General features: G+C 61.6%; 29 protein-coding genes. 17 read left to right on the top strand and 12 right to left on the bottom strand.

Annotated elements, in window-relative coordinates:
• Position 1: 1 nt before the first annotated feature.
• From E2484_RS09985 to E2484_RS10020, 8 genes are all read left to right on the top strand, one after another.
• Positions 2-901 (top strand): ABC transporter permease, encoded by a 900-nt coding sequence (locus E2484_RS09985; RefSeq protein ID WP_137285044.1) that lies wholly within the window; start codon positions 2-4, stop codon positions 899-901.
• Positions 898-1,956: an ABC transporter ATP-binding protein gene (locus E2484_RS09990; RefSeq protein ID WP_137285045.1), complete on the top strand. Its 1,059-nt coding sequence runs from the start codon at positions 898-900 to the stop codon at positions 1,954-1,956. The genes E2484_RS09985 and E2484_RS09990 overlap by 4 nt, the downstream gene beginning before the upstream one ends.
• A complete protein-coding gene (locus E2484_RS09995) occupies positions 1,953-3,332 on the top strand; it encodes an ABC transporter ATP-binding protein (protein ID WP_137285046.1) in 1,380 nt (459 codons plus the stop codon). The genes E2484_RS09990 and E2484_RS09995 overlap by 4 nt, the downstream gene beginning before the upstream one ends.
• The gene (locus E2484_RS10000; protein WP_137285047.1) at positions 3,329-4,339 is read left to right on the top strand and encodes a hypothetical protein; all 1,011 of its coding nucleotides are present in this window, start codon (positions 3,329-3,331) and stop codon (positions 4,337-4,339) included. The genes E2484_RS09995 and E2484_RS10000 overlap by 4 nt, the downstream gene beginning before the upstream one ends.
• Positions 4,340-4,445: 106 nt before the next feature.
• Entirely contained in the window at positions 4,446-6,179 is a 1,734-nt protein-coding gene (locus E2484_RS10005) for an ABC transporter substrate-binding protein (RefSeq protein ID WP_137285048.1), read from the top strand.
• A 58-nt stretch (positions 6,180-6,237) separates the two neighbouring features.
• Entirely contained in the window at positions 6,238-8,211 is a 1,974-nt protein-coding gene (locus E2484_RS10010; RefSeq protein WP_137285049.1) for a CocE/NonD family hydrolase, read from the top strand.
• 80 nt (positions 8,212-8,291) lie between these two features.
• Positions 8,292-8,711 carry an EamA family transporter gene (locus E2484_RS10015; protein WP_137285050.1) on the top strand — a complete coding sequence of 140 codons (420 nt, stop codon included), beginning with the start codon at positions 8,292-8,294 and terminating at the stop codon, positions 8,709-8,711.
• Positions 8,712-8,992: 281 nt separating this feature from the next.
• Complete coding sequence (locus tag E2484_RS10020) at positions 8,993-9,361, top strand: Hsp20/alpha crystallin family protein (RefSeq protein WP_137285051.1); 369 nt, start codon at positions 8,993-8,995, stop codon at positions 9,359-9,361.
• Here E2484_RS10020 and E2484_RS10025 read toward each other — a convergent pair.
• Positions 9,358-9,666: a hypothetical protein gene (locus tag E2484_RS10025; protein ID WP_137285052.1), complete on the bottom strand. Its 309-nt coding sequence runs from the start codon at positions 9,664-9,666 to the stop codon at positions 9,358-9,360. The two genes, E2484_RS10020 and E2484_RS10025, sit on opposite strands and share 4 nt — an antisense overlap.
• Before the next feature lie 17 nt (positions 9,667-9,683).
• Between E2484_RS10025 and hpt the strand changes: the two genes are divergently transcribed.
• Both hpt and E2484_RS10035 read left to right on the top strand, forming a co-directional pair.
• Positions 9,684-10,229 carry a hypoxanthine/guanine phosphoribosyltransferase gene (hpt, locus tag E2484_RS10030; protein ID WP_137285053.1) on the top strand — a complete coding sequence of 182 codons (546 nt, stop codon included), beginning with the start codon at positions 9,684-9,686 and terminating at the stop codon, positions 10,227-10,229.
• Between the two features lie 707 nt (positions 10,230-10,936).
• Positions 10,937-12,319, top strand: a complete 1,383-nt coding sequence (locus E2484_RS10035; protein WP_137285054.1) for a uracil-xanthine permease family protein — start codon at positions 10,937-10,939, stop codon at positions 12,317-12,319.
• A gap of 27 nt (positions 12,320-12,346) precedes the next feature.
• Here the strand turns inward: E2484_RS10035 and E2484_RS10040 are convergent, their stop codons facing one another.
• The 3 genes from E2484_RS10040 to E2484_RS10050 form a co-directional block, all read right to left on the bottom strand.
• Entirely contained in the window at positions 12,347-12,607 is a 261-nt protein-coding gene (locus tag E2484_RS10040) for a hypothetical protein (protein WP_137285055.1), read from the bottom strand.
• A 102-nt stretch (positions 12,608-12,709) separates the two neighbouring features.
• The gene (locus E2484_RS10045; protein WP_137285354.1) at positions 12,710-13,078 is read right to left on the bottom strand and encodes a rhodanese-like domain-containing protein; all 369 of its coding nucleotides are present in this window, start codon (positions 13,076-13,078) and stop codon (positions 12,710-12,712) included.
• Positions 13,079-13,152: 74 nt separating this feature from the next.
• Positions 13,153-13,425 carry a hypothetical protein gene (locus E2484_RS10050; RefSeq protein ID WP_137285056.1) on the bottom strand — a complete coding sequence of 91 codons (273 nt, stop codon included), beginning with the start codon at positions 13,423-13,425 and terminating at the stop codon, positions 13,153-13,155.
• 195 nt (positions 13,426-13,620) lie between these two features.
• Between E2484_RS10050 and E2484_RS10055 the strand changes: the two genes are divergently transcribed.
• On the top strand, positions 13,621-14,025 hold the full coding sequence (locus tag E2484_RS10055; RefSeq protein WP_137285057.1) for a hypothetical protein: 405 nt from the start codon (positions 13,621-13,623) through the stop codon (positions 14,023-14,025).
• A gap of 40 nt (positions 14,026-14,065) precedes the next feature.
• On the opposite strand, the gene E2484_RS10060 is transcribed toward E2484_RS10055, so the two are convergent.
• A complete protein-coding gene (locus E2484_RS10060) occupies positions 14,066-14,323 on the bottom strand; it encodes a hypothetical protein (RefSeq protein WP_137285058.1) in 258 nt (85 codons plus the stop codon).
• Positions 14,324-14,517: 194 nt separating this feature from the next.
• Here E2484_RS10060 and E2484_RS10065 point away from each other — a divergent pair, with 194 nt between their 5' ends.
• Positions 14,518-15,666 carry a Vms1/Ankzf1 family peptidyl-tRNA hydrolase gene (locus E2484_RS10065; RefSeq protein ID WP_137285059.1) on the top strand — a complete coding sequence of 383 codons (1,149 nt, stop codon included), beginning with the start codon at positions 14,518-14,520 and terminating at the stop codon, positions 15,664-15,666.
• 1 nt (position 15,667) lies between these two features.
• On the opposite strand, the gene E2484_RS10070 is transcribed toward E2484_RS10065, so the two are convergent.
• Together E2484_RS10070 and E2484_RS10075 are read right to left on the bottom strand one after the other, a co-directional pair.
• Entirely contained in the window at positions 15,668-16,057 is a 390-nt protein-coding gene (locus E2484_RS10070) for a pyridoxamine 5'-phosphate oxidase family protein (protein ID WP_137285060.1), read from the bottom strand.
• 55 nt (positions 16,058-16,112) lie between these two features.
• Entirely contained in the window at positions 16,113-16,682 is a 570-nt protein-coding gene (locus E2484_RS10075; RefSeq protein WP_137285061.1) for a hypothetical protein, read from the bottom strand.
• A 179-nt stretch (positions 16,683-16,861) separates the two neighbouring features.
• Here E2484_RS10075 and E2484_RS10080 point away from each other — a divergent pair, with 179 nt between their 5' ends.
• A complete protein-coding gene (locus tag E2484_RS10080; RefSeq protein ID WP_137285062.1) occupies positions 16,862-17,098 on the top strand; it encodes a hypothetical protein in 237 nt (78 codons plus the stop codon).
• A gap of 210 nt (positions 17,099-17,308) precedes the next feature.
• On the opposite strand, the gene msrB is transcribed toward E2484_RS10080, so the two are convergent.
• Genes msrB through E2484_RS10095 form a run of 3 tightly spaced genes read right to left on the bottom strand, consistent with a single transcriptional unit; the run spans position 17,309 to position 19,135 of the window.
• The gene (gene msrB, locus E2484_RS10085; RefSeq protein WP_137285063.1) at positions 17,309-17,713 is read right to left on the bottom strand and encodes a peptide-methionine (R)-S-oxide reductase MsrB; all 405 of its coding nucleotides are present in this window, start codon (positions 17,711-17,713) and stop codon (positions 17,309-17,311) included.
• Positions 17,714-17,757: 44 nt separating this feature from the next.
• Positions 17,758-18,183, bottom strand: a complete 426-nt coding sequence (locus tag E2484_RS10090) for a pyridoxamine 5'-phosphate oxidase family protein (protein ID WP_137285064.1) — start codon at positions 18,181-18,183, stop codon at positions 17,758-17,760.
• 43 nt (positions 18,184-18,226) lie between these two features.
• Complete coding sequence (locus E2484_RS10095) at positions 18,227-19,135, bottom strand: ZIP family metal transporter (RefSeq protein WP_137285065.1); 909 nt, start codon at positions 19,133-19,135, stop codon at positions 18,227-18,229.
• A 117-nt stretch (positions 19,136-19,252) separates the two neighbouring features.
• Here E2484_RS10095 and E2484_RS24890 point away from each other — a divergent pair, with 117 nt between their 5' ends.
• Positions 19,253-19,399: a hypothetical protein gene (locus E2484_RS24890; protein ID WP_170977284.1), complete on the top strand. Its 147-nt coding sequence runs from the start codon at positions 19,253-19,255 to the stop codon at positions 19,397-19,399.
• Positions 19,400-19,573: 174 nt separating this feature from the next.
• Entirely contained in the window at positions 19,574-19,990 is a 417-nt protein-coding gene (locus E2484_RS10100) for a DUF7344 domain-containing protein (protein ID WP_137285066.1), read from the top strand.
• Here E2484_RS10100 and E2484_RS10105 read toward each other — a convergent pair.
• Positions 19,987-20,559, bottom strand: coding sequence for a hypothetical protein (locus E2484_RS10105; RefSeq protein WP_137285067.1), 573 nt, complete (start codon positions 20,557-20,559; stop codon positions 19,987-19,989). The two genes, E2484_RS10100 and E2484_RS10105, sit on opposite strands and share 4 nt — an antisense overlap.
• Positions 20,560-20,656: 97 nt before the next feature.
• Between E2484_RS10105 and E2484_RS10110 the strand changes: the two genes are divergently transcribed.
• Both E2484_RS10110 and E2484_RS10115 read left to right on the top strand, forming a co-directional pair.
• Entirely contained in the window at positions 20,657-21,181 is a 525-nt protein-coding gene (locus E2484_RS10110) for a metal-dependent hydrolase (protein ID WP_137285068.1), read from the top strand.
• Positions 21,182-21,248: 67 nt separating this feature from the next.
• Positions 21,249-21,944, top strand: coding sequence for an SDR family NAD(P)-dependent oxidoreductase (locus E2484_RS10115; RefSeq protein WP_137285069.1), 696 nt, complete (start codon positions 21,249-21,251; stop codon positions 21,942-21,944).
• A 111-nt stretch (positions 21,945-22,055) separates the two neighbouring features.
• On the opposite strand, the gene E2484_RS10120 is transcribed toward E2484_RS10115, so the two are convergent.
• Positions 22,056-22,463 carry a pyridoxamine 5'-phosphate oxidase family protein gene (locus E2484_RS10120; RefSeq protein ID WP_137285070.1) on the bottom strand — a complete coding sequence of 136 codons (408 nt, stop codon included), beginning with the start codon at positions 22,461-22,463 and terminating at the stop codon, positions 22,056-22,058.
• Positions 22,464-22,483: the final 20 nt, after the last annotated feature.

Below are 22,483 nucleotides of genomic sequence, written 5' to 3' on the forward strand. Positions count from 1 at the left end.
AATGGCAGCTGAATCACAGACATTGGCTCGTGACGACATCGCAGATCGACTAGCGTGGCTGGAGAATCTGTACGGGCGATTAGACCTAGCCGCACAGATCTCCCTTTGGGCTATCATCAGTCTCATACTCATCGCCGGTGCGGCCCCCATTATCACGCCGTACAGTCCATCGGCACAAGATTACGACGCCTCACTGGCCGGGCCGTCGATCGACCATCCGTTCGGGACGGACCTCACTGGCCGTGACGTCTTCACTCGACTCGTCTTTGGTGCACGTGCGTCACTCCTCGTCGGTCTCGTTGCTGTCGGGTTGGCTATCGCTGCGGGAGTGCCGCTTGGAAGTATCGCCGGCTACACCGACCGATCTTGGCTTGACGAGTCGATCATGCGGCTGATGGACATGATTATATCGGTACCGGCATTGGTTCTTGGACTGGCACTTGTCGGAACACTCGGGGCGAGTCTGGAGAACGTAATCCTCGTTATCGGCATTGTCTACGCCCCTCAGTACGCTCGGGTAATCCGGGGGCAAGTGCTGAAGGTGAAAGAAGAGGAGTACGTAGAAGCAGCGAAGAACACCGGCCTCGGCCATATGACAATCCTCAGAAAGCACATCCTGCCGAACGCATTCGCGCCCGTACTGGTACAGGCCACGTACCACATCGCGACCGCGATCATTATCGAGGCATCACTGTCGTTCCTTGGCCTCGGTGTTCAGCCACCGACTCCAACATGGGGACGAATGATCGCGAACGGTCGTGGCTACCTCCCGGACGCTTGGTGGATTTCAACCTTCCCTGGTCTCGCCATTATGATCACCGTCCTCGCATTCAACCTACTGGGAGACGGCCTCCGCGATGAGTTCGATCCGCGGTCTGTCACGGAGGAGGGTAACGCATGAACGAACACGCAGACGCCACGTCAGTCAGTAACGACGCATCGAACGAACCCACTGATGAAACGGAATGGGAGTTGATTCGCCAACACGAAGAACCACTGCTTTCGGTGGAGAATCTCCACGTCAGATTTGACACCGAGGAAGGGGCTGTGCAGGCAGTTGACGGCGTGTCACTTGAGATTCAGGCGGGCGAAATAGTCGGCCTCGTTGGCGAAAGTGGATGTGGTAAAAGCGTAACCAGCCTCTCACTCATGGATCTCGTTGAGTCACCCGGAACCATCCAAGAAGGGTCGATCCAGTTCAAGGGTGACGAACTCTTGGAGATGTCTGACGAGGAGATTCGGTCCGTCAGAGGTGACGAGATATCGATGGTCTTCCAGGAGCCGTCCTCCGCGCTTAATCCCGTGTTCGATGTCGGGTGGCAAGTCGGTGAACCGCTCCGCGTCCATCGAGGGCTCAGCGAGAGTGCCTCCCGGCAACGGGCAGTCGAACTAATGACCCGTGTTGGGATACCGAGTCCCGAAGAGCGGGTCGACGATTATCCCCACCAGTTCTCCGGTGGGATGAAACAGCGCGCGATGATTTCGATGGCGCTCGCGAACGAACCCGATCTCCTCATTGCGGACGAGCCGACGACAGCGCTGGACGTGACCATTGAGGCGCAAATCCTCGATCTGATCGAGGAACTCAACGAGGAGATCGGAATGGCGGTGCTTCTCATCACGCACGATCTTGGCGTCGTCGCGGAGATTTGTGACCGCGTCGCGGTGATGTACGCAGGTCGGATCGTCGAGTATGGCGACGTTGAGGATATCTTCCTGGATCCCCGCCATCCGTACACGAAGGGACTCGTAAGCTGTGTCCCTGACCCGACGACGAGTGAGAAGGACCTCAAGCCAATCGAGGGACAGGTTCCAGACCTTGCGAACACACCGGATGGCTGTAATTTCGCGCCACGGTGTCCGTATGCCACCAAGGAGTGTACGGTCGATGATCCACGGCTTCGCGATGTCGCAGATGACCATTTCAGCGCCTGTCTCTGGGAGGATCCACAATGAGTAGCGACACATCTACGGACGTCGAACAACCGGCTATAGAACTCACCGGATTGGAGAAGTATTTCACGGAGAACGACACGGCCCTGAACCGATTGCTCCCAACCCGTAAAGTGAAGCAAGTGAGGGCTGTCGATGGAGTCGATTTGACGGTACCGGAAGGGGAAACAGTCGGACTCGTCGGTGAAAGTGGCTGTGGCAAGAGCACGCTCGCTCGGACGTTGCTCCGACTCCTCGAACCGACTGGCGGGTCTGTTCACATTGAGGACGAGGAGGTGACCGACCTCTCCACCCAAGAGCTCAAGGAACTTCGCGGCACGGCCCAGATGATATTTCAGGATCCATTCTCCTCGCTCAATCCCCGGTACACGGTGAAAGAGACACTTGTCGAACCCATGAAAGTCCATGGTATCGGCGAATCTGCCGCAGACCGTGACAAACGCGCCCGGCAACTCCTTGATCGCGTTGGTCTAGGAGACGAACACCTAGAGCGGTACCCGCACGAATTCTCGGGCGGGCAGCGTCAGCGAGTGGCGATTGCGCGTGCGCTCTCCGTGGAACCGGATGTCATTGTGGCGGATGAACCGGTATCGGCACTTGACGTCAGCGTGCAGGCTCAAATCCTCAACCTCCTCAAAGAACTCAAAGAGGAGATGGACCTAACGATGCTGTTCATCTCTCACGACCTCTCCGTTGTCCGTCAAATATGCGATCGGGTCGCTGTCATGTACTTGGGGAAGATTGTCGAGGAAGCGCCAACCGATCGACTGTACGAGAACCCACAGCATCCCTACACGGAGGTGCTTGTTTCTAGCATCCCGACACCGGACCCGACAGTTGAGCGTAACCGGATGCGCCTCGAAGGGAGTGTTCCGACGCCCATCGACCCACCGAGTGGATGTCGGTTTCACCCTCGGTGTCCGAAAGTGATTCCTCCAGATCGGTGGTCCGGAGGACAATCCGCTTGGCGGCGAGTCCTGCAATTGAAACATCGGGTTTCGAACGGTGAAGTCGCTCCGGACGCGATGCGCGAGCAACTTCAGGAGGAGACCGACGGTTCCGTGTCCGACGACGATGTCGTTGAGGAACTCTACAAAGAGCACATTCTCGCGCCTGAGGTGGCTCAAGCCGAGGATGTCAGCCTCCCCCCGGAACACGACGAGGAGGTTCGCACCGCGCTCGAACGTGTTGTGAACGGGAACCGGTCCGAAGCTATCGAATTCCTCGATGAGCGGTTCCCGACGGTCTGTGAGCGTGAATCTCCCGAGCGAGTCGGAGTCGCTGCAGACCACCACGCAGTTTGCCATCTCAACGAGTCAGGCCAGTCGTGTCATGGGTTGGCCAGTTCGGAAACTGCAATGAGGGGGCGTGATTCATGAGTACAGCCTCACCAGAAGTCGCCCGTTCGCTCATACTTAACGGATTGCGAGATGTGGTATATGATACAGATTTAACGGTGGAGAGTGATTCACGTCGTGAGCTTGAGTCGGCGTTCTATGAGGGGACGGAATCTGTCGACCGGGGCAATTTCGTGACTGCCCTGTCTGAGCTCGAAGAGGCTGCTCCTGAGGATACACTCGACCAGGACACCCATCGGACACTTCAAGAGGTGGTCGACGACGTACTTGCCCAACTTCAGGATTCTAACACCCACCTATCAGTTACACACGAAACCGGGGTTGAGCTCCCAGAACAGGACGTAGCTCTTTACAACTTTGCACACTCACGGGACTACGAGTCGGTGGCCTCCCTTGCATTCTCCGATTCGGTTGCGGACGAGGTTCATCACGGTGCTGAGCACGCAACTAACAATGCGTTTGAGCGTGCAACGGACGCGTTTGAGCGTGCGGTGGATATGAGCGAAACCACTGAAGAGGTGGTTGCGACTCGAGTACTTGCTGCGTGGGCAGCGCATTGGTCAGGGGACGACGAACGGGCTCTCGATTATGCCGAAGAGGCGAAGCACTTCAAGATGTCCTCCTGGTCGATAGAGATGGTTCGATCTGCTGCCAGCGATGCGTCGAGTGATGCATTCCGCCGTGGTAGCCTCGAGATCGCTGCGTACCTCCGGGCTCGTGTCTCGATTCCAGAGAATGCAAATCTCAGGGTCCGTGTGGGCCGTGGGGAAATCAATTCTACAGAGTGGGGCACCTGGTCGAGGGAATTCGAATGTCTTCCGGTGAAACCTCTCGATTCCCACGTACGTGTCCAGTTCGAGCTTACCGGGCCAGTGCAGTTTCTCCCAGTTCTCCACACATATTACTGCGCGTTGGGGACTATAGAGCCGAGGAGTGCAGTTCCTCGGACGACGGATACGATACTCTTTGACGGGCCAGTGACTGCGGATGCGAGCGAATTGTTGGAGCTTGACTTACCCGACAGCTAAGGATTCGGTTTTTGTCCAGTATATCTTTTTCCCCTAATAATTTCAATTGAAATTACGTGAAAATCATAGGAAGTGTTAAGTGTGTTGTGTCCGTTGGCGAGTGTGTATGGCAAGCAATCGCAACAATCGCCGGCGCTTCTTGCGCATGGCTGGTGGCACTGCGGTGGCCGGTGCAGGATCAATGCTAGCTGGTTGCTCCAGTAGCGGCGGAAATACGAATCAAACAACAACTACTGACGAGGGACCGAAGACCGCGAACAACGTTGAAACCACAACAGCAGACGCCGAAATTCAAACTGGTGGTGATCTTGTCGTCGCGATGCAGTCCGATTTCGAGACGATCCATCCTCACAAGATTCCCGGGACAACTGGCACAACAATAGTCGAAAACCTCGGAAATGCACTTGTCAAAGCAACCCCCGAGGGTGAAGTCGTGCCTGATCTCGCCCGTGAAATGCCGGAAATTTCGGACGACGGACTGACCTACACCTTCAAAATCCATGAAGGGGTCAAATTCCACCCGCCCTACGACCGAGAAGTCACCGCAAAAGACGTCGTAGAGAATTGGCGTGCCATCCTCGACCCTGAATACGGAGCGTACGGCCGGAGTACCTATAAGGGGATCCTGACTGGAGAGAACACCTCTCCCCAAGAAGCTATCAAACAGACCGGAAAACACGAGATTACGTTCAATTTGACGGAACCCTTCGCACCGTTTCTCATCAAACAAGCGAAGATGTCGGCATTCGGTTGGTTCAACATTGTGCCGATGGAGGCAGTCGAGGAACACGGCGACAATTTCGGAACTCCCGACACTGGCGTCTGGTCGACTGGACCGTTCATGTACCAGCCTGAGGAGTCGACTGCGGGGTCAAAGTACGTCTTGAAGAAAAACCCGAACTACTTCAAGGAAGGCGAAGGTGGACAACTCCCGTATCTCGATACTCTTACTTTCCAGATCTCCCCGGAGAGTACAACGCGGACGTCGTCACTGAAGGCCGGTGAAATAGAAATTGACGAGTCCACCGCCGCGACAGACATTCAGGACCTTAAGAAAGCGGACGGTGTCAACGTCGTCTCAATGCCGAGTTCGGCGAAGACAAGTCAGTGGGTGAACCGTCGGAACTACGAACCCTTAACGAAGACGAAGGTCCGGAAGGCGCTCATGTATGCTGCTAACCGGAGAGCAATCGTGGAGACTAAGTTCCGTGGCTACGCCACAAAGGCGCACAGTCCACTCCCACCGTGGCACTGGGCCTACGACAAGGACGCCTGTGTTACGTACGACCATGATGTTGAAAACGCCAAACAACTCCTCGAAGACGCTGGTGAAGGTACCTTCTCGTTCAAGTGTGAACCTACAAATCAGCCGAAATTCGTAGACGTCGCGAAGATTCTTCAGCAGAATTATAAACAGGTTGGTGTCGACATGAGCATCAAGCCCGCTTCGAAAGGGACGACGTGGTCTCCTCTCGTTGGCGGCTGGGAAGACGAATCGGTTCCACCCGAGAGTTGGCACTCAATGATCGAGAACTACACGTGGGGGTTCTCGGCCGACGACTTCACTTACGCGACGTTCCACTCCAACCAGCCGTTCAACTACACCTACTACTCGAACGACGAGGCGGACAAGTACATGGAGAAGGCGCGAAAGACACGCGACCGCAAGGAGCGTAAGGAACACTACGCGAAGGTTCAGGAACTCATCACAGACGATATGCCAAAACTGTTTCAAGTCTGGAACAATGTGAGTCACGGCTTCCGCGACCGAGTTCACAACTTCGACGTCTACCCGACTGCCTACATGCTCTTCGAGGACGTTTGGGTGGATCCCGAATGATAATCGAGTTCGCACCGACAGCTGATCGCTTGTCAACTACCCTCCTATAGTCCAGACAATGAGTGATACTACGAACCTGAGTGACGTGCGTCGGCATACGAATCTCCGTATCCCAGTCCATGGCGATACTGTAGCAGCCACACGGTACCAACCAGTCGAGGAGACAGAGCCATCTCCTGCACTCCTGATGTACGTCCCGTACCATCAGGACGACGGAATCACATACGGCGCGTACGACCCCTTGAATCGGTATCTTGCTAAACACGGGTACGAGGTCGTCGTCGCGGATATGGCGGGGACTGGAGCCTCCACGGGATTCATCGGCGAACCGTTTACCCGTCGTGAAGGCACGGAACCCGCTGAAATCGTCCAATGGCTTGCCGACCAGCCATGGACGACAGGTCGTATCGGTATGTTCGGAAAATCCTACGGCGGCATCACTGCACTCGATGCCGCTGGCCAACAACCCGATGCTCTTGAAGCGATTGTTCCCATTCATACCCCGTATCAGGGGTTCCGGAACGCCTACACCTACGGTGGGCTCTTCGAGTTCTTGACCATCGGGATGGATTGGTTGACCTTGATGCAGGCGCTTGATGCTAAACCGTCGAGTCGGCTAGACGACGAAGGGCAGTGGAAAGACTCTTGGCTGGGGCGCCTCGAACGGATGTCCGACCGGGAACCCTGGTTGTTCCAATTTATGGAGAACAATCCGGAGGAGTCCTACTGGGAAGACAAGAATATCCCCGTGGATAACATCGAGACGCCAACACTTGCAGTCGGTGGATGGCGCGATCCATATACGGAAGATACGCTCCAATATTTTGAGGCGATAGATGCACCTAAACGCCTCCTTCTCGGCCCGTGGCGACACCAGATGCCACACCGCGGACGTGAGAGCGCTATCGACTTCCGAAAACAAGTCGTTGAGTGGTTCGACCACTTCTTAAAGGACAAAGACAACGGCGTCCTTGCCAGCCCGGAAATTCAAGTGTGGACCGAACTCGACGGTGGCGGCACGAACGCAGGTCAGTGGCGTGGTTTCTCTCAGTGGCCGACCGTCGATGATTCGTTGTCCGAGACCGTTGCATTTGCTGTCACGCCAGATGGTCTAGAATCCCCAGATACTTATCATGGGGACGAAGTGAACACCACCTACGAATTCGACCCGACGGTCGGTATTTCCTCAGCAGACCCGTACGGTGTCACGTTCGAGCCACCCGCTACGAACGACGACGATGCTCGCACGTTAACCTTCGAAACCGACCGGCTTGACAACCCAGTCGAACTTACCGGAACAGGTGAGGTCACGGTTCGCGTCCAGTCCACCGTCGCTGACCCGACTGTAGTGGTCCGCGTCGTCGATGTTGATCCAGACGGACAGGGAACGCTCGTCACAACCGGCGCTGTCAGAGGGCGGTATCGTGATGGGCTTGATTCACCCGCGGACATGGAACCGGGGAAGGAGCACGAGTTGACGATCCCACTCGAGCCGAAATCTCACATCTTCGAGGAGGGACATCAGATACGTGTGGCTATTGGGTCGTCATTCTTCCCGGTATGGCTTCCGACGCCTGAACGGGGGTCATTCACTCTCCGGTCAGATCCTGAAAACCCGACCGTCGTTCGGTTCCCTGGAAGGGCCCGAAAAGATGTTACCTTTGATGATCCGATCGAGATGGACCAACCTGACGATGTCCTTCCGACAAGTCCGACGCGAGCCGCTGGAGAGTCGTCATGGGAGACCAGTAGAGAGCGCGTTGAGGGAGAGGCTCGCGCGACGAAAGCCCACGATATTCAGGTCTCCCTTCCCCACGGAGCACTCTCTAGGGAGTCAACACACGAGGCCTCGGTCAAGGTGGACGACCCCGCCAGTGCGTCGGCACGTAACGAGATGCGGATTGAGTTCACCAATGACCTGGGCGACTTCGAGGTGGTCGCCAGTAATTACATCTCTCATTCGCTATGTCGGCTGAACACGACTGTCAAACTGGATGGTGAAACGGTGTACGAGGAGTCTTGGACAAAATAAGACGGGGTTGGACCATCCTTTCGACCGAAGTGAGAGCCGACGTATCGACAAACATTCGCCAACGTATTCAGGACCAGTAAATGACGTCTACGTACACGCCGATCCTCTTCGCGACAGTCGCGATGACGTGCTATGCTGTCTGGGCACTCTCCGCCAAAATCGCTACGCGGACACTCTCAGCAGAGATAGCCGCAACGACTACGTACTTCTCTGCTGGCGTTCTCGCGCTAGGATATGCTATGGCCAACGGTAGAACGTTGATGCCGCCGGAAAGAGGGTTCGGGGCCGCTCTTCTGGCTGGACTTTTCCTTGGAGCTGGAACGATCGGTTACTACATGGCGCTCCGCGTTGGAACAGTCAGCGTAGTGACGGCTATTAGCGGCCTCTACATAGTCCTAACAACAGTGCTCGCCGTCATCTTCCTGAATGAATCGCTCGAGTGGTACAACCTCCTTGGCGTGGGATTTGCCACAGTAGCGATTGTCTTACTCTCCTATTGATGATATCAGAATATTATGATTAGAATTGTAAATATATATTCTTATTACTTATATTTTATCTATGAGTGCCGAGGCCGGAAATCCACGACCGGATTTTCTGGGAGTTCAGTTCAGAACGCCACGCAGAGTACCACGGCGACACCGAAAGCGGGCGAGAACCGACGGGTTGGCGCGTCAGGCCAGTAGTGAACGGTTGACTGCCCAGACAGAGAGTCGAAATGATGGTTGGGATTTGTATAGAATATCAATCGTATTTCTTCGTGGGAACGAGGTGAACAGCCATGCCTTTGCCACAACGACCGGCCAGTTCGTGGACCCAAGGTCTCGATTTCCCGAGCCGACTGTTCGAGACCGGAAGCAACGATTACGAACTGTACGAAGAAGACGGCGAGTTCGTTCTGAACGGCGAAATGCCGGGTTTCGACCCCGAAGATATCAGCGTCACGTGGGACGACGGCGTGATGAACATCGCGGCCGAGAGAGACGACGAAACCCGGGGCCGACGGCAAACGTACCACCGTCGGTTCCGCTTCCCGAAGGACATCGACGACGCCGCCATCACCGCCGAGTACACGAACGGCGTCGTCGAAGTCCGCCTCCCGGCGCTCGAGGCGACGACGCGCGGTAAGACCACTCCCGTCGAAGGCTAAGGCGTCGTCGTGGCGACCGAGTCGGTCCTGATCGTCGTCGATTCCTCCGTTCGTCCCCGTTTTTTCGCGGTAGTTGCGGTGGTCGCTAGATAGACCCCCACCGACTGCGATTTTCTTGTCTTCCCCGTCGTCTTCGAGTACAGCGGAATCGATTCGAGGTGTGCACGGCGACGACGGACGAGCGCGACCGCGAGAACTTCCCCCGGTACCGGCGGGTCGCCGAACCGCTCGCGGACCGCCTGATACCCCGAGCGCCGGACCGCGTCGCGGCCGTCGCCCGAAGAACGAACCGCTTTTCCCACCATTGCGCCCAACACACTCCATGGACCGACTGCGAGAGTCCCTGCACGACGCGCCGATTATCGACAAGGACGGCTATCAGTACCTCGTACACCCCATCAGCAACGGGGTTCCGATGCTCGAACCCGAACTCCTCCGCGAAGTCGTCGTCGGCGTCACCCAGGCCGCGGACCTCGACGTTGACAAAATCGTCGCGCCCGAGGCGATGGGCATCCACATCGCCACCGCGCTCTCGCTCCAGACCGACGTTCCGCTGGTGGTCATCCGCAAGCGCGAGTACGGACTCGACGGCGAGGTGGCGCTCCACCAGACTACCGGCTACTCCGAGTCGGAGATGTACATCAACGACGTCGAGGAGGGCGACCGCGTCCTCATCGTGGACGACCTTCTCTCGACCGGCGGGACGCTGGCCTCCATCTGCGACGCGATGGGCGAAATCGGCGCGGAGATAGCCGACATCGTGGTCGTCATCCGGAAGGTCGGCGAGACGGCGCTGGACGACACGGAGTACGAGGCGACGAGTTTGGTGGACATCTCGGTCGAGGATTACGAAGTGACGATTCACTAGCGCTCGTCGGGTTCGGTTGTTCGCTCTCCACCGTTCTCGGCTGTCGATTCGACAGCGAACGATACAGCGCGTGAGTCGTACGGAACAGTACGTAGGACACCGACGACGTAAACTGGAAACCGGTAGCTACTGTGGCTTCCGACGCTTTCGATTCGCACCTCGCGTTGGGCATCCCGAGAGTCCCGCCCGCTAACGGTTTTCGGAGTCGAGTCACAGCAATCACGACGAAAACTGTGTAGAAAGCCCCGCTTATACGTAGCTGGAGGGCGACACCTTCGCGCTTTACCACACCTCACGGCACCGGCGCGGATAGAGGTCGCTCAGGCGGCTACATAGCACGCGAGCGGACGGTCCCTTTCTGCCCCCGGTAGTCTGTGTCACCGCGTGCGCTCCGGTAGTTTGCGTCACCGAGCGCACGCTGGCGTGGTAATGGTTCGGCGGGCGCGACCCCACACGTAACAATATATATCTATTCGATAGATGTAGAAAAGCGTCTAAAATACTGTTATATATTGCTTTGACCTCCTTCTGCGGAGGAACGCGCGAACGGGGACTCCTTTCCCGTTCAACCCCACAGGTCGTGCCGCACGTCTCCCTACCAGTGCGACTCTATTACACAAACTTGTATATTATGCCATCAGTGACGGCGTATATACACTCGAACGCGAAACTATTATTGAAGGGGACCCACACGTCCGGGGTATAGAATGACGACCGAAACGGACGGGGAGATCGAACTCGAATACGAACTCGACGACAAGCCACCGTGGTTGAAGTCCCTCCTGCTGGGGGTCCAGCACGTCGCGGTGATGATAGTTCCGGCGACGGCGGTGGCGTACATCGTGGCTGGCGCGGTCGGCCTCAGTGCGGCCGACACGGCCTACGTCGTCCAGATGGTCCTGCTGTTCTCGGGGCTGGCGACGGTCGTGCAGGCGTACACCGTCGGTCCGGTCGGCGCGAAACTTCCCATCGTGATGGGGACGAGTTTCACGTTCGTCGGCGCGGCGACGACCATCGGCGCGAACGCCGGACTCGCGGCCGTCTTCGGCGCGATACTCGTCGCCGGGTTCGTGGTCGAGGGACTCATCGGCTGGCAGTTCGAGCGCATCGAGCCCTTCTTCCCGCCGCTGGTCACCGGACTGGTCGTCGTCATCATCGGTCTCTACCTGATTCCCGTCGCCATCGACTACTCGGCGGGCGGGGTCGGCGTGGACGACTACGGCGCGCTACACAACGTCGGACTCGCCGCGCTCGTCCTGTTCGTCGCGGTGGTCCTCAATCTCTTCTCGTCGGGCATCACGAGGCTCCTGAGTACGCTCGTCGGCATCACCGTCGGCTACGTGGCCGCCGTCGCGTTCGGTCTCGTGGACTTCCGACCGGTGGCCGACGCCTCGTGGCTGGCGGTTCCGCGACCCGGCGCGTTCGGCGTCGCGTTCGAACCGGTTCCCATCGTCACGTTCGCGTTCCTGTTCCTGGTGTCCGCGATGGAGACCGTCGGCGACATGTCGTCCATCACGGCCGCGGAGGGTCGAAATCCGACCGACGAGGAGTTCCGCGGCGGTCTGTTCACCGACGGCCTGCTGAGTTCGGTCGGCGCGGCGTTCGGAGCCTTCCCAGTCACCTCGTTCTCGCAGAACGCGGGCATCGTCAACTTCACGGGCGTGCTGAGTCGCCACGTCGTGGGCGTCGCTGGCGTCATCTTGGCGCTACTGGGCTTCAGCCCCAAGGTCGGTGCCGCGGTCGCCACCATCCCGAGCGCGGTCTTCGGCGGGGCCGTCCTGCTGATGGCCGGGATGGTCGCCGCGAGCGGGATGCGCCTCATCTTCCTGCACACCGACCTCGACCGCCGGAACATGGTCATCGTCGCGGTCTCGCTGGGTCTGGGTCTCGGCATCGCCACTCGCCCCGAGGCGCTTCAGGGGCTCCCGGACGCCGCCCGAACCTTCTTCGGCGAACCGGTCATCTTGACCGCGCTGACCGCGCTGGTCCTCAACACGCTCACGCCGGGCGAGCAGAGTCCCCTGTTCGACGCCTCGCCCGACGGGACGCGCGCCGACTCTCGGGACCTCGCGGCCTCCAGCGAGGACTGAGAGCCGCGTGTCTCCGACTCCGCCTCGCTACTGAATCGCGTCCGTATCGACCAGTCGCTTTCCGTGATGCTCCCGGAAGTGACGGACTCGGAGTTTCCACGCGTTGTTCTCGTCGGGAGACGGCAGTTCCATCCGACAGAGCGAGCAGACGTGGGTTCCGTCCTGCCGGACGGTCACCAGCGACTCGTCGTGAATCATCTCGTAGTGGTGGAACAGCGACCGAACCCGCACGTCACGACTGCACTGTGCGCACGGATACATTCGGTCGCGGAAGGGCGTCCGACTCATATCTACTCGTTCGGGCCGAACGAGTAGGAACGTTGCGCCCGATTCCGACGACGACTCGGTAGCGATAGTCCGGTAGCGACAGTTGCGTGTCGGCCCAACTTCCTACCGGACGAGGGTCCGGAGGAACGATGCGACCCGGTAGAGGAGCGTGTCGTCCTCGTAGTGTCGCCAACCGCGGAATCCTCCCGAGAGGGTCGCCGCGTCGTAGCCCTCCTCGCGCAGGCGACTCGTTGCTTTCCTGGCGACGACGCCGGCCTTGCAGACGGTCACCACGTCCGCGTCTTCCGGAATCTCGTCCAGATGGTCGTCGAGCGCGGTCGAGTCGCCCTGCCGCAGGTCGCCGTAGACCGGTGCGTTGTAGCTCCCCTCGATGTGACGACGGTGGTAGTTTTCCCGGGGCCGAACGTCGAGAACGAACACGTCGTCGTCCGAGAGTCGCTCGCCGAGTTCCGAGGGACCGATGTTGTTCACGTCGCCCACTACTCCACCAGTCCACTTAGCACCCTCGTTGCCACGCTCGCTCGACGGGGGTTCCGGTCGAGGGCCTACACGTCGTAGAGCGCCGCCGCGACCAGCGCGACGGTGCCGACGAGTGCGAACCCCACGAGGGCGTAGTACATCGTCGGGTCGGGCGGGGCGAAGGGAGCGACACCCGCGAGCAGGCCGACCGCGGGAATCAGCGTGAGGACGACCACGAACGCGAGGAAGGCGACCCAGATGATCGTCGCCGCGGTGTCGAGTTTGTCGGCCAGCGACGACGAGTCGTCGGAGGGCGCTGTATCGGACGACGCAGTGTCGGCGGTCGAACTCGTTGCCATGGGCGGCGTAACGTGACGGAGGAAAATCGGTCTGTCGGTCGGGTCGTCGGTCGCCCCGGTCACGGTCGGGCGGGCGCAGTCGGGAGAGTGCGGTCGCGTGGGTGCAGTCGGATGGGCCCGGTCACGGCCACGTAGGCGCGGTCGAACGGTCCGGCGGCCACACGACCTAACCGCACGGCTACCGTCTGTCGATTCATGACAGAGTCCTACGAGCGACTCGGCGGTGCATCGGTCAGCGGCGACTCCTACGAGGTCCCGGTTCCTCAACAGGCCATCAACATGGAACTGCTGAAACTCGACGGCGAGGCCTACTGGGCCGTCCGCGAGGACGACGGCGCGGTACTCGTCTCGTACCTCTACGACCCACTGGAGGACGCAGAGGGCGTCCGGTTCCTCGCCAGTACCGTGGTGGACGACGAGCGACTCGTGCAGGTTCCGGACGCGGTGTTCGACCACTGGGAAGACGTGTACGGCGGTGGGACCGCGGTGGCGGGCGGCGACCGCCTTGAATTCGTGACGACCGACGAGATGGCCGACGACGAGCAGATGTTGGTCCTGCCCGAGTGGCAGGTCGAGGACGTGCTGGGAGACGAAGCCTAATCCGGACGACCCGCTCCTCGCGCTTCTCTCCGCGTTCCTCCTACTTCCCTCGCCCGTTCCGTCGCGCCCGGCCGTGTTCCTCGCAGAGAACCTCGCCGGTCTCGGTGTCGAAGAAGAACTCCTCGCCCGCTTCGATTTGCTCGTCGCCCTCGTCGCATCCGTCCTCGTGGTTCAGGAAGTACTTGCCCTCCGCGCGGCCGGTTTCGAGGCGGTCGGTCCGGCGAGCGAACTTGACGAGCGCCTCGCCGATTTGGGTGCGCTCGGGACCGTCGGCCTCATCGAAGTGGATAATCGGCATACCTGGACCCGGAGTACCACAGCGACTCGAATAAACTCTCGGCCCAAACCCTCAATCGTCCGGGCGGCGTACTCGACTTCGAGTACGGGGGTTTCCATCGCTGGCGACCCCGTTCCCGGCCCTGCCGGAACTGCTCGACCCACCAGTATCACTCGGCCCTGCCGGAACCACCCCGCCAGCGACCACTCTAAACGATGGACATCGAATCCTACGAACGCCACGAACGAATCGAGCGCGTCGAGAGCGCCGAAGCGACCGAAAACGACCTCGTGACCGTCGCGATCCCGCCGGACAAACCCATCGGCGAAGCCTTAGAGCGCGTCGAGGAGGACCGGGCGGAGGCCAAGTACATCGACACCGAGGGCGAGGACGCCGCGTATCTGGACGCGCTCGAAACCCTGCGACAGGTTCTCCAGCATCACGAGACCACGCCCGAAAACGGACTCGTCGCCTACGCTGGCGTCGTAGACGGCGAGGTGGTCGAGTACGTCTTCGACGACCTCCCGACGCCCGTCTCGGAGTTCGTCTACGAGCGCGACAACGAGTTCGAGACCGAACTCCTGGAGGGAGTCGAACGCTCGGGAAAGACGTTCGGCTTGCTCGTCGTCGAACGCGGCGGGGCGGCGCTCGGCCTGACCGAGAACGACGACGTGCAGGTGGTCGAGACGTTCGACAGCGACGTGATGGGCAAGACCAAGGCTGGCGGCCAGTCGGCCCAGCGATTCGAGCGCGAGCGCGAACGCCAGAAAGAGGAGTTCTTCGAGTCGGTCGGCGAGGAGGCCGAGCGCGCGTTTCTCGGCGAACACGACGCCGAATCGTCCAGCGCGACCACCGACGTAGACGGTCTGCTGTTGGGCGGAACGACCGTCACGGTCGAGGACTTCTTGGAGGGCGACCACCTCGATTACCGCCTCGAAGAGATGCTGGTCGGGAACCCGGTTTCGGTCGAGTACGCCTCCGAGCAGGGGCTTCGTCAACTCGTGGAGAAGGCCAGCGACCGCATCGAGGACGAGGAACGCCGGGAGATGCAGGCCACGCTCGACCGCTTCTTCGACGCGCTCGGCGTCGGGAGTTCGGGCGGCGAGGGAGGGAGCGAAACCGCCCGAGGCGACGACGAGGTGGTCTACGGCCGCGAGTCGGTAGAGGAAGCGCTGGAGTACGACGCGGTGGAGACGGTGCTGGTCTCGGAGGGACTCCCCGTCGAGGAGGTTCGGGACCTCCGAGAGCGCGCCGAGGCCGAAGGCGGCGACTGCGTGGTCGTTCCGACCGACTTCGCGCGCGGACAGCGTTTCCACGAGGCGTTCGACGGCGTGGCCGCGATACTTCGGTTCGCCATCGAGTAGCTCAGTACGTCTGATAGCTCGCCGACCCGACGTCCATCCGGACCAGCACGTTTTCGGGGTACTCGTCCGGCTCTGCGCCGTACTTCGGATTGATGCGCCCGGCGGCCTTCCGGCGTTCCTCCACGTCCTCGACCACGGTCGCGGTCCCGCGTAGCGTGACCATCCACTGGGCCTGCCCGCCCTCGTCCTTCTGGACCGACACCGCGACCCGGGGGTTCTGGCGGACGTTCGCCAGTTTCCGACCCGTGGTCAGGACCTCGATTGCTCCCTCGTCGTAGTGGTACCAGACCGGCGCGACGTGGGGGTCCCCGTCGGCGCAGGTGGCGAAGTGGGCCATCAGAGGCTCGCTGGTCAGCAGTTGCTCGGCTTCGGGTGGGACGGCACTGGTCATGGGGGAAATCGGGTCCGTGTGGTGGAAAGCGTTTCTGCCGAATCTGCGAATCCGGCTACAGTACCAGCCACGCCACCAGCGCGACGATGATCAGTTTCTTCACGACGACGACGGCGAGTATCAACTGCTTGGTCGTCATCGTGCGCGGGACCCGGACGAGTCGCCGGAGCGCCTTCGGCGACCGGGCGAGTTCCCGGGCCAGCAGTCGGAGTTCGGTCAGGAACGTCCGGCGCACCGACCCCTCGCCCTCGACGTGCGCGAGGGTGGCCTCCGGCACCCACTCGCCGCCCGCGTAGACGACCGTCAGCGTCTCGCCCTCCAGAAACGACACCTGCTCGAAGTCGAAGCTCTGCGACTCCGCGAGCGCCTCCAGTTCGAGTACGTCCCGGTCGCTGTCGAGGTCGTAGACCAGTCGCTCGGCGTCGGTCGTCCACTCGAACCCGACCGTGAAGACGACCCGACGTTCATCGACGAACACGTCCAGAATTTCGGCCTGCTCCGCGTTTCCCTCCCGCTCCTTCTTCTTGGTCCGGAGTCGCTCGTACTCGGTCTGCGTCGCGTCGGATTTGCTACCCCCCGAAGCCGATTCTCCCGCAGTCGTCCCGTCGCTGGCGGTTCGACTCATCGGTTCTCGTCCCGAAGTAGTCGCCCGACCGCCATAAGTGTGATTCGCGGTAGCACGAGTCACGCCGACCGTGGGCTTTCGAAGATAATCGGCTATTTCACCGACCCGGATGCCGTTTTCTCGAACCACTCTGACACTCGGCCCGAACGCATTCGGACGAGGCGACCCTACCCACGACCATGGCCGACTACTTGGACGATCAAATCGGCAAGCGGGTCGTCGCCCAGAGCGGCGTCGAAATCGGTTCCGTCGAGGAGGTCCGAAACGGCGACCTGTACGTGGGAGTCGAACCGGACGCCGACGACGACGCGGTGTCGGAACTCGGCTGGGACGGTCCGGTCACGCAGGACGTCCATCGACTCCCCGACGAGTACGTCTCGAATCTCACCGAGAGTACGATTCGGCTTCGGGTGTAGGTGTCTCCAGACGAACTGTATTCGGTGGTGGAGAAATAAATACCTATCTTAGATAACGGTATATGGTCCTAGTAGAATTGTATTCGTTTCTGAAAATATTCAGAATATTTCCAAGCCGGCGTTGCCCGCGAACGGAAGTGCGTCGGTTGCCGTGCCGGCGGTCCGGACGCGAAACGTCGGGTGGGCTCGCGTTTTCACGTCCGGAGTTAGCTATCCGTCTTCCTCGAAGTCCATCGCGGCCGAGTTGATACAGTATCGCTTGCCGGTCGGTTCCGGACCGTCCTCGAAGACGTGACCGAGGTGGCCGTCGCAGTTCGCGCAGACCACCTCGACGCGGTCCATCCCCTTGCTGGTGTCCCGGCGAGTCTCGATGCGGTCGTCGTCGGTGTCGTAGAAACTCGGCCAGCCACACCCGGAGTCGAACTTGGTCTCGGAGTCGAACAGTTCCGCGCCGCATCCCGCACAGACGTAGGTGCCGTCGTCCTTGCGGTCTACGTGTTCGCCCGAAAACGGTCGCTCGGTCCCGGCCTCTCGGAGGACGCGGTACTCCTCGTCGGACAGACGGTCACGCCACTCCTCGTCGGTCTCGGGCACGTCGTCGGCTTTCTCGCTCATAGCGCCGACTTGGGTCTCGGCGGGGTTATGAGTTGTGCGCGGGTTCAGTCGGTCTGCCGCCCGGTCACTTCGTCCATCACTAGTTCGTAGATGCCAGCGTCCACCTCTTCGATGGTCTCGCCGAACAGCCGAAACGGCTCGAACTGCTCGTTGATTTTCCGGTCGCGTTCCGGCGGGAGTTTCCGGAGTGCCCCCCGGACGAGGACGCTCCACGACGACCGTTCGCTCTCCTTCTCGTAGACGACCAGCGTAGCGGTCTCTGTCGATTCGAGGTAGTCCATCTTCGTGCTGTCGTCGCGCTCGCCCAGTCTGACCAGCAGTCGCTCACCGTCGTAGTGATAGCCAACCGGCACCGCGTAAGCGTCGCCAGCGTCGGCCAGCGAGAGGACGCCGACCGCGTCCTCCCGGAGGTACTCGTCCAACTCCTCGTCGGTCATCCCGAAGGTGTGGACGTACTCGACGTGTTCCATAGGCGAAGAGACGACTGCAACCGTGATAACCGCTTCCGACGGTTCACCCCAACGCGATGTCGAGATATAGCATCACGGCGACCCCGACCATCGTTCCGAGGGTCGCCACGCGCTCGTGGCCGCGGGCGTGGGTCTCGGGCACGATTTCGTCGCTGATGACGAACAGCATCCCGCCCGCGGCGAACCCCATCGCGTAGGGGAGAATCGGCGCGGCGATTCCGACCGCGAGCGCGCCGAACACCGCCAGCGGAATCTCCACGAGTCCGGCCCGGACGCCCGCGAGCGACGCGTAGAACAGCGACCCAAACCCGGCGTTGGCGGCCGCGACCGACACCGCCAGACCCTCCGGGACATTCTGAACCCCGATAGCGAGCATGAGCGCCAGCGCGTCGCTCAGGTTCCCCGACCCAAAACTGACCCCGACCGCGAGTCCCTCGGGCATGTTGTGGAGCGTGATTGCGACGATGAACAGCAGGACCGAGGCGGTTCGTGCGTCGTCGGGGTCGAGGCGCTCCCGGCCGGTCGCGGTGTCCGTCTCGACGCGGGGGTCGCCGTCGGTTCTCGTCTCGTCGCCCGCCGTCGCGTCCGCGCTCGCTTCGCTGGCCCTCGCTTCGCCGACCCCGACGCCACCTCGTCCGGTGATGACTACGTGAACGTGCGGCACCCACTGGTCGGCCCGGTCGAGCAGGAGGACGCCGAACGCGAACCCGACCAGTACGGGCCAGATGCCGCCGATTTCGATGCCCGGGAGGATGAGGCTGGTGAAACTCGCCGACAGCATCACGCCCGCCGCGAACCCCAGGGCACCGTCGAGCGCCTGCTCGGAAGGGTCGGGCCAGACGACGACCAGTGCGGCCCCGAGGGTGTTCATCACCGCGATGACGATTCCGCCGGCCAGACCCTGCATCACGGGGTCGTGGCCGACGATTCGGACGAACCACTCGGACAGCATACGGACACGGTCGTACGGCGAGCCTAAAAGTCCGCCGCCCGGAAACGGCCCCAGAAGAGCGAAACGACCGGGAGATACGCCCGAGACATTGAAACCCTCGCGTAGTCAATAGCCAGTATGCGCACCTGTGACATCTGTGAGCGGCAGAAACCCGGCGGGACGCGACTGGTCTCGCGCACCGGCGGCGACATGTGGGTGTGTCGGGGATGCATGATGCAGGCCGTCACGAACAAAGCCGACGAACTGACCTACCGAGACTGGTGAACCCCGGGCCGCCCGCCGTCGAGTCCGGGCCGCCTGCCGTGAAGTCCGAACCGCCCGGACTACCCGCACCGGCACCTCCGTCGTGTCGGTAGTCGGTCGTTTATTTCGAACCGCCGTATCTGAGAGGAATCTGCGTAGATTTATGCCACAGGTGTGTGAACGTATACCGAGGCCATGAGTCAGGCACCTAATGATTCGACGGGGGAAGAGACCAGGAACACACCACCCGGGGACGACCATGGCTCGCGCGTTCGGTCGCTCGACGCTATTTTCGAGATACTCGTGCCGGAGCGTCGCCGTCACGCACTGTACGTGCTGTACCGTCGTGGAGAACCGATTACACTCCTCGACCTCGCAGACGAGGTGGCCGCGCTCGAAGACGCCGACGTCGAGCGCGTGGCCACGTCGCTTCACCACGTCCACCTCCCGAAACTCGCGGAGACGGGCGTCGCCGACTTCGACGCCGAAGCCGAGACCGTACGTCTCGCCGACGACTCCGACCGATTCCGGAAGTACCTCACCGCCGCTGCCGAGGACGAACGCCGACCGCTCCGACGGTCGTCCGAGAGCGCCAGGCTCTCGGAGTTCTAATCGGTCCTCTTTCGGTCGATTCGCCACTCGCCGTCGTCTCGCTCGACGCTCGATAGCGCCGCCAGTGCCGGGCGAATACAGGTGTTCCACCACGTCTCGGCGTCGTCGTGCCCCGCGGGATACGTCGGATACACCTCCTCTCGAAGCGTCTCGGGGGTGGCCGGGCCGTACTCCGACACGTAGTAGCAGGTCGCGTAGATGGCGGCCCGTTCACGTTCGTTGGGGGCCGAGAGCGTCGAAATCTCGTTTTCGAGTTGCCGGGAGAGACCGCCCTCGTACTTGTAGGCCGTGCCCGGGCGCGGCCCGCTCCGTTCGTCGGTTCCGGTGTGGCCCGGCAGCCACCAGACGGTCTCGTCGCCGACCGACTTGCGTTCGAGGACGCCCTCGCTGGCGAGTCGTTCGAGTTCCTCGGCGGTCGGGATGCGCCCGAACGAGACCGTATCGCGGACCTCCTCGGTCGTCAACACCGGGTCGTCGGTCTCGCGGAACGGCGCGAGGAGCGCGTCGTCGGCGAGGGAGGGGATTCCCTCGCGCGCGTCGAGCGTCGAGTCGTTGGAGTCCCGAGTCACATCGATAGCAGGGTCGTCACGGGCAAAAGGACTGGTGGCCCTCCGAAAACCGCCACACTTCGCCACAGTTACGTCGTCGCGGCGTTCACCGTCGGGCATGTTCAGGCCCGGTCACTACGGCGTGGCGCTCGCGCTGTACGCCCCCGTCGGCGGCTGGCTCCTCGCGCTCGGCCACCCGACGGCCGCCGTCGCGGGCGGTGCGGGCGTCCTCTGGTTGACGATGCTCCCCGACTGGGACACACGGATTCCGTTCGTCTCTCACCGCGGGCCGACGCACACCCTACCGTTCGCGGCGCTGGTCGCGGGCGGCGCGTGGGCGGTCGCAAGCGCGGCCGCGACGGCGACCGGTCTCGGCGGCCACGCGGTGGGGCCGGTGTCGCTCCCGGCGTTCGCGGCAGGAATCGCGGCGCTCGCCGTCCTCTCGCACCTCGCGGCCGACGTGCTGACGCCGATGGGCGTTGCGCTGTTGTGGCCCGTCTCGGGCCACCGCTACACGCTGTCGGTGACGCCCGCCGACAGCACCCTCTGGAACTACGCGCTGTTCGCGCTCGGTGTCTTCGCAACCGCCGTGGCGGCGTCTCTCGGCGTGGAACTGCTGACCGGCGCGTCGGCGTCGTTCTGAGTTCTCGACTGACGTTCGCCCGTCGCACGCAGAAACCGGTTTGGGTTCGGAGACCTTCGGAGGGAGTATGGACGGACAAACTGCGGTCGTGACCGGCGCGAGTCGCGGCATCGGCGAGGCGGTCGCCCGGCGGTTCGCCGCCGAGGGCGCGCGGGTCGTCGCCTGCGCACGCGAGCAAGACGCGCTCGACGAGACGGTCGAGAGCATCGACGCCGACGGTGGCGACGTCGAAGGCATGCGGGCCGACGTGCGCGACGAGTACGACGTGGAGCGCCTGATGGAGACCGCGGCCCGGGGGAGCGACGGCGGCATCGACGTCGTGGTCGCCTGCGCCGGGGTGTACCACGGCGACCCCGGCGAGACGCCGCTGGCCGACGACGCCTACTCGGCGTTCGACGACTCGTTCCGGACGAACGCTCGCGGCGTCTTCGTCGCGGTCAAAGAGGCCGTGCCGCACCTCGCCGACGACGCGCGAGTGCTGGTCCCCTCCGGGTCGGTCGCGCGCGACCCGAAACCGGGCTACGGTTCCTACGCGGTCTCGAAGGCGGCGGCCGAGGCGCTCGTCCGGCAGTTCGCCACCGAAATCGACGCGACAGTGGGCGTCGTGGACCCCGGCACGGTCGCCACCGACCTGACCGGCGGGCAGGGTCGGGACCCCGCCGACGCCGCGGACCTCTTCTACTGGGTCGCCACCGACGCGCCCGCCGAGGAAGTCGACGGCGTCGTCATCGGCCTGAAGGAGTTCAAGAAAGCGACCGCGTGAGTCGGTAGCGTGGGCAATCGAATCCGCGATTCGGAGGAGGACCGAGCGCGTATCTATCGGAACGGAGGCCCCCGAAGCGGTTCGGAACAGGCCTCCTTTCGGTGCGGAGGTTCAGTCCCCGCCCGTAGTGACGCTGTTGGGCCGAATCTTCAGAATCACTCTCGCGCCGTCCTCCTCGCCGAGTCGGGGGTACTCCTCGACGCCCATGTAGTGCCGGGCGAGTCGGTTGACGTGTTCGACCGCGCCGTCCTCGGTCAGTTCGACGACCTCGCCGCGGACCGTCAGGAATCGGTAGGGATCGTCGGGGTCGGTCATCGAGACGGCGACGTGGGCGGTCTCGCGGACGTTCTGCTCCTTGCGCGACCCCCTGACGGTGTTGACGAGCAGGTGGTTCTCGTCGGCGTCGTAGTCTATCCACACCGGGACGGAGTGAGGCGTCCCGTCGGGCAGGAGCGTCGAGAGGTGGGCGAACGTCTGCTTCTCGAACAGGTCGCGGAACTCCTCTGGTATCGTCGTCACGACTCGTCCCACGACGGCCA

The organism is Halorussus salinisoli (assembly GCA_005239435.1).
Classification (GTDB): domain Archaea; phylum Halobacteriota; class Halobacteria; order Halobacteriales; family Haladaptataceae; genus Halorussus; species Halorussus salinisoli.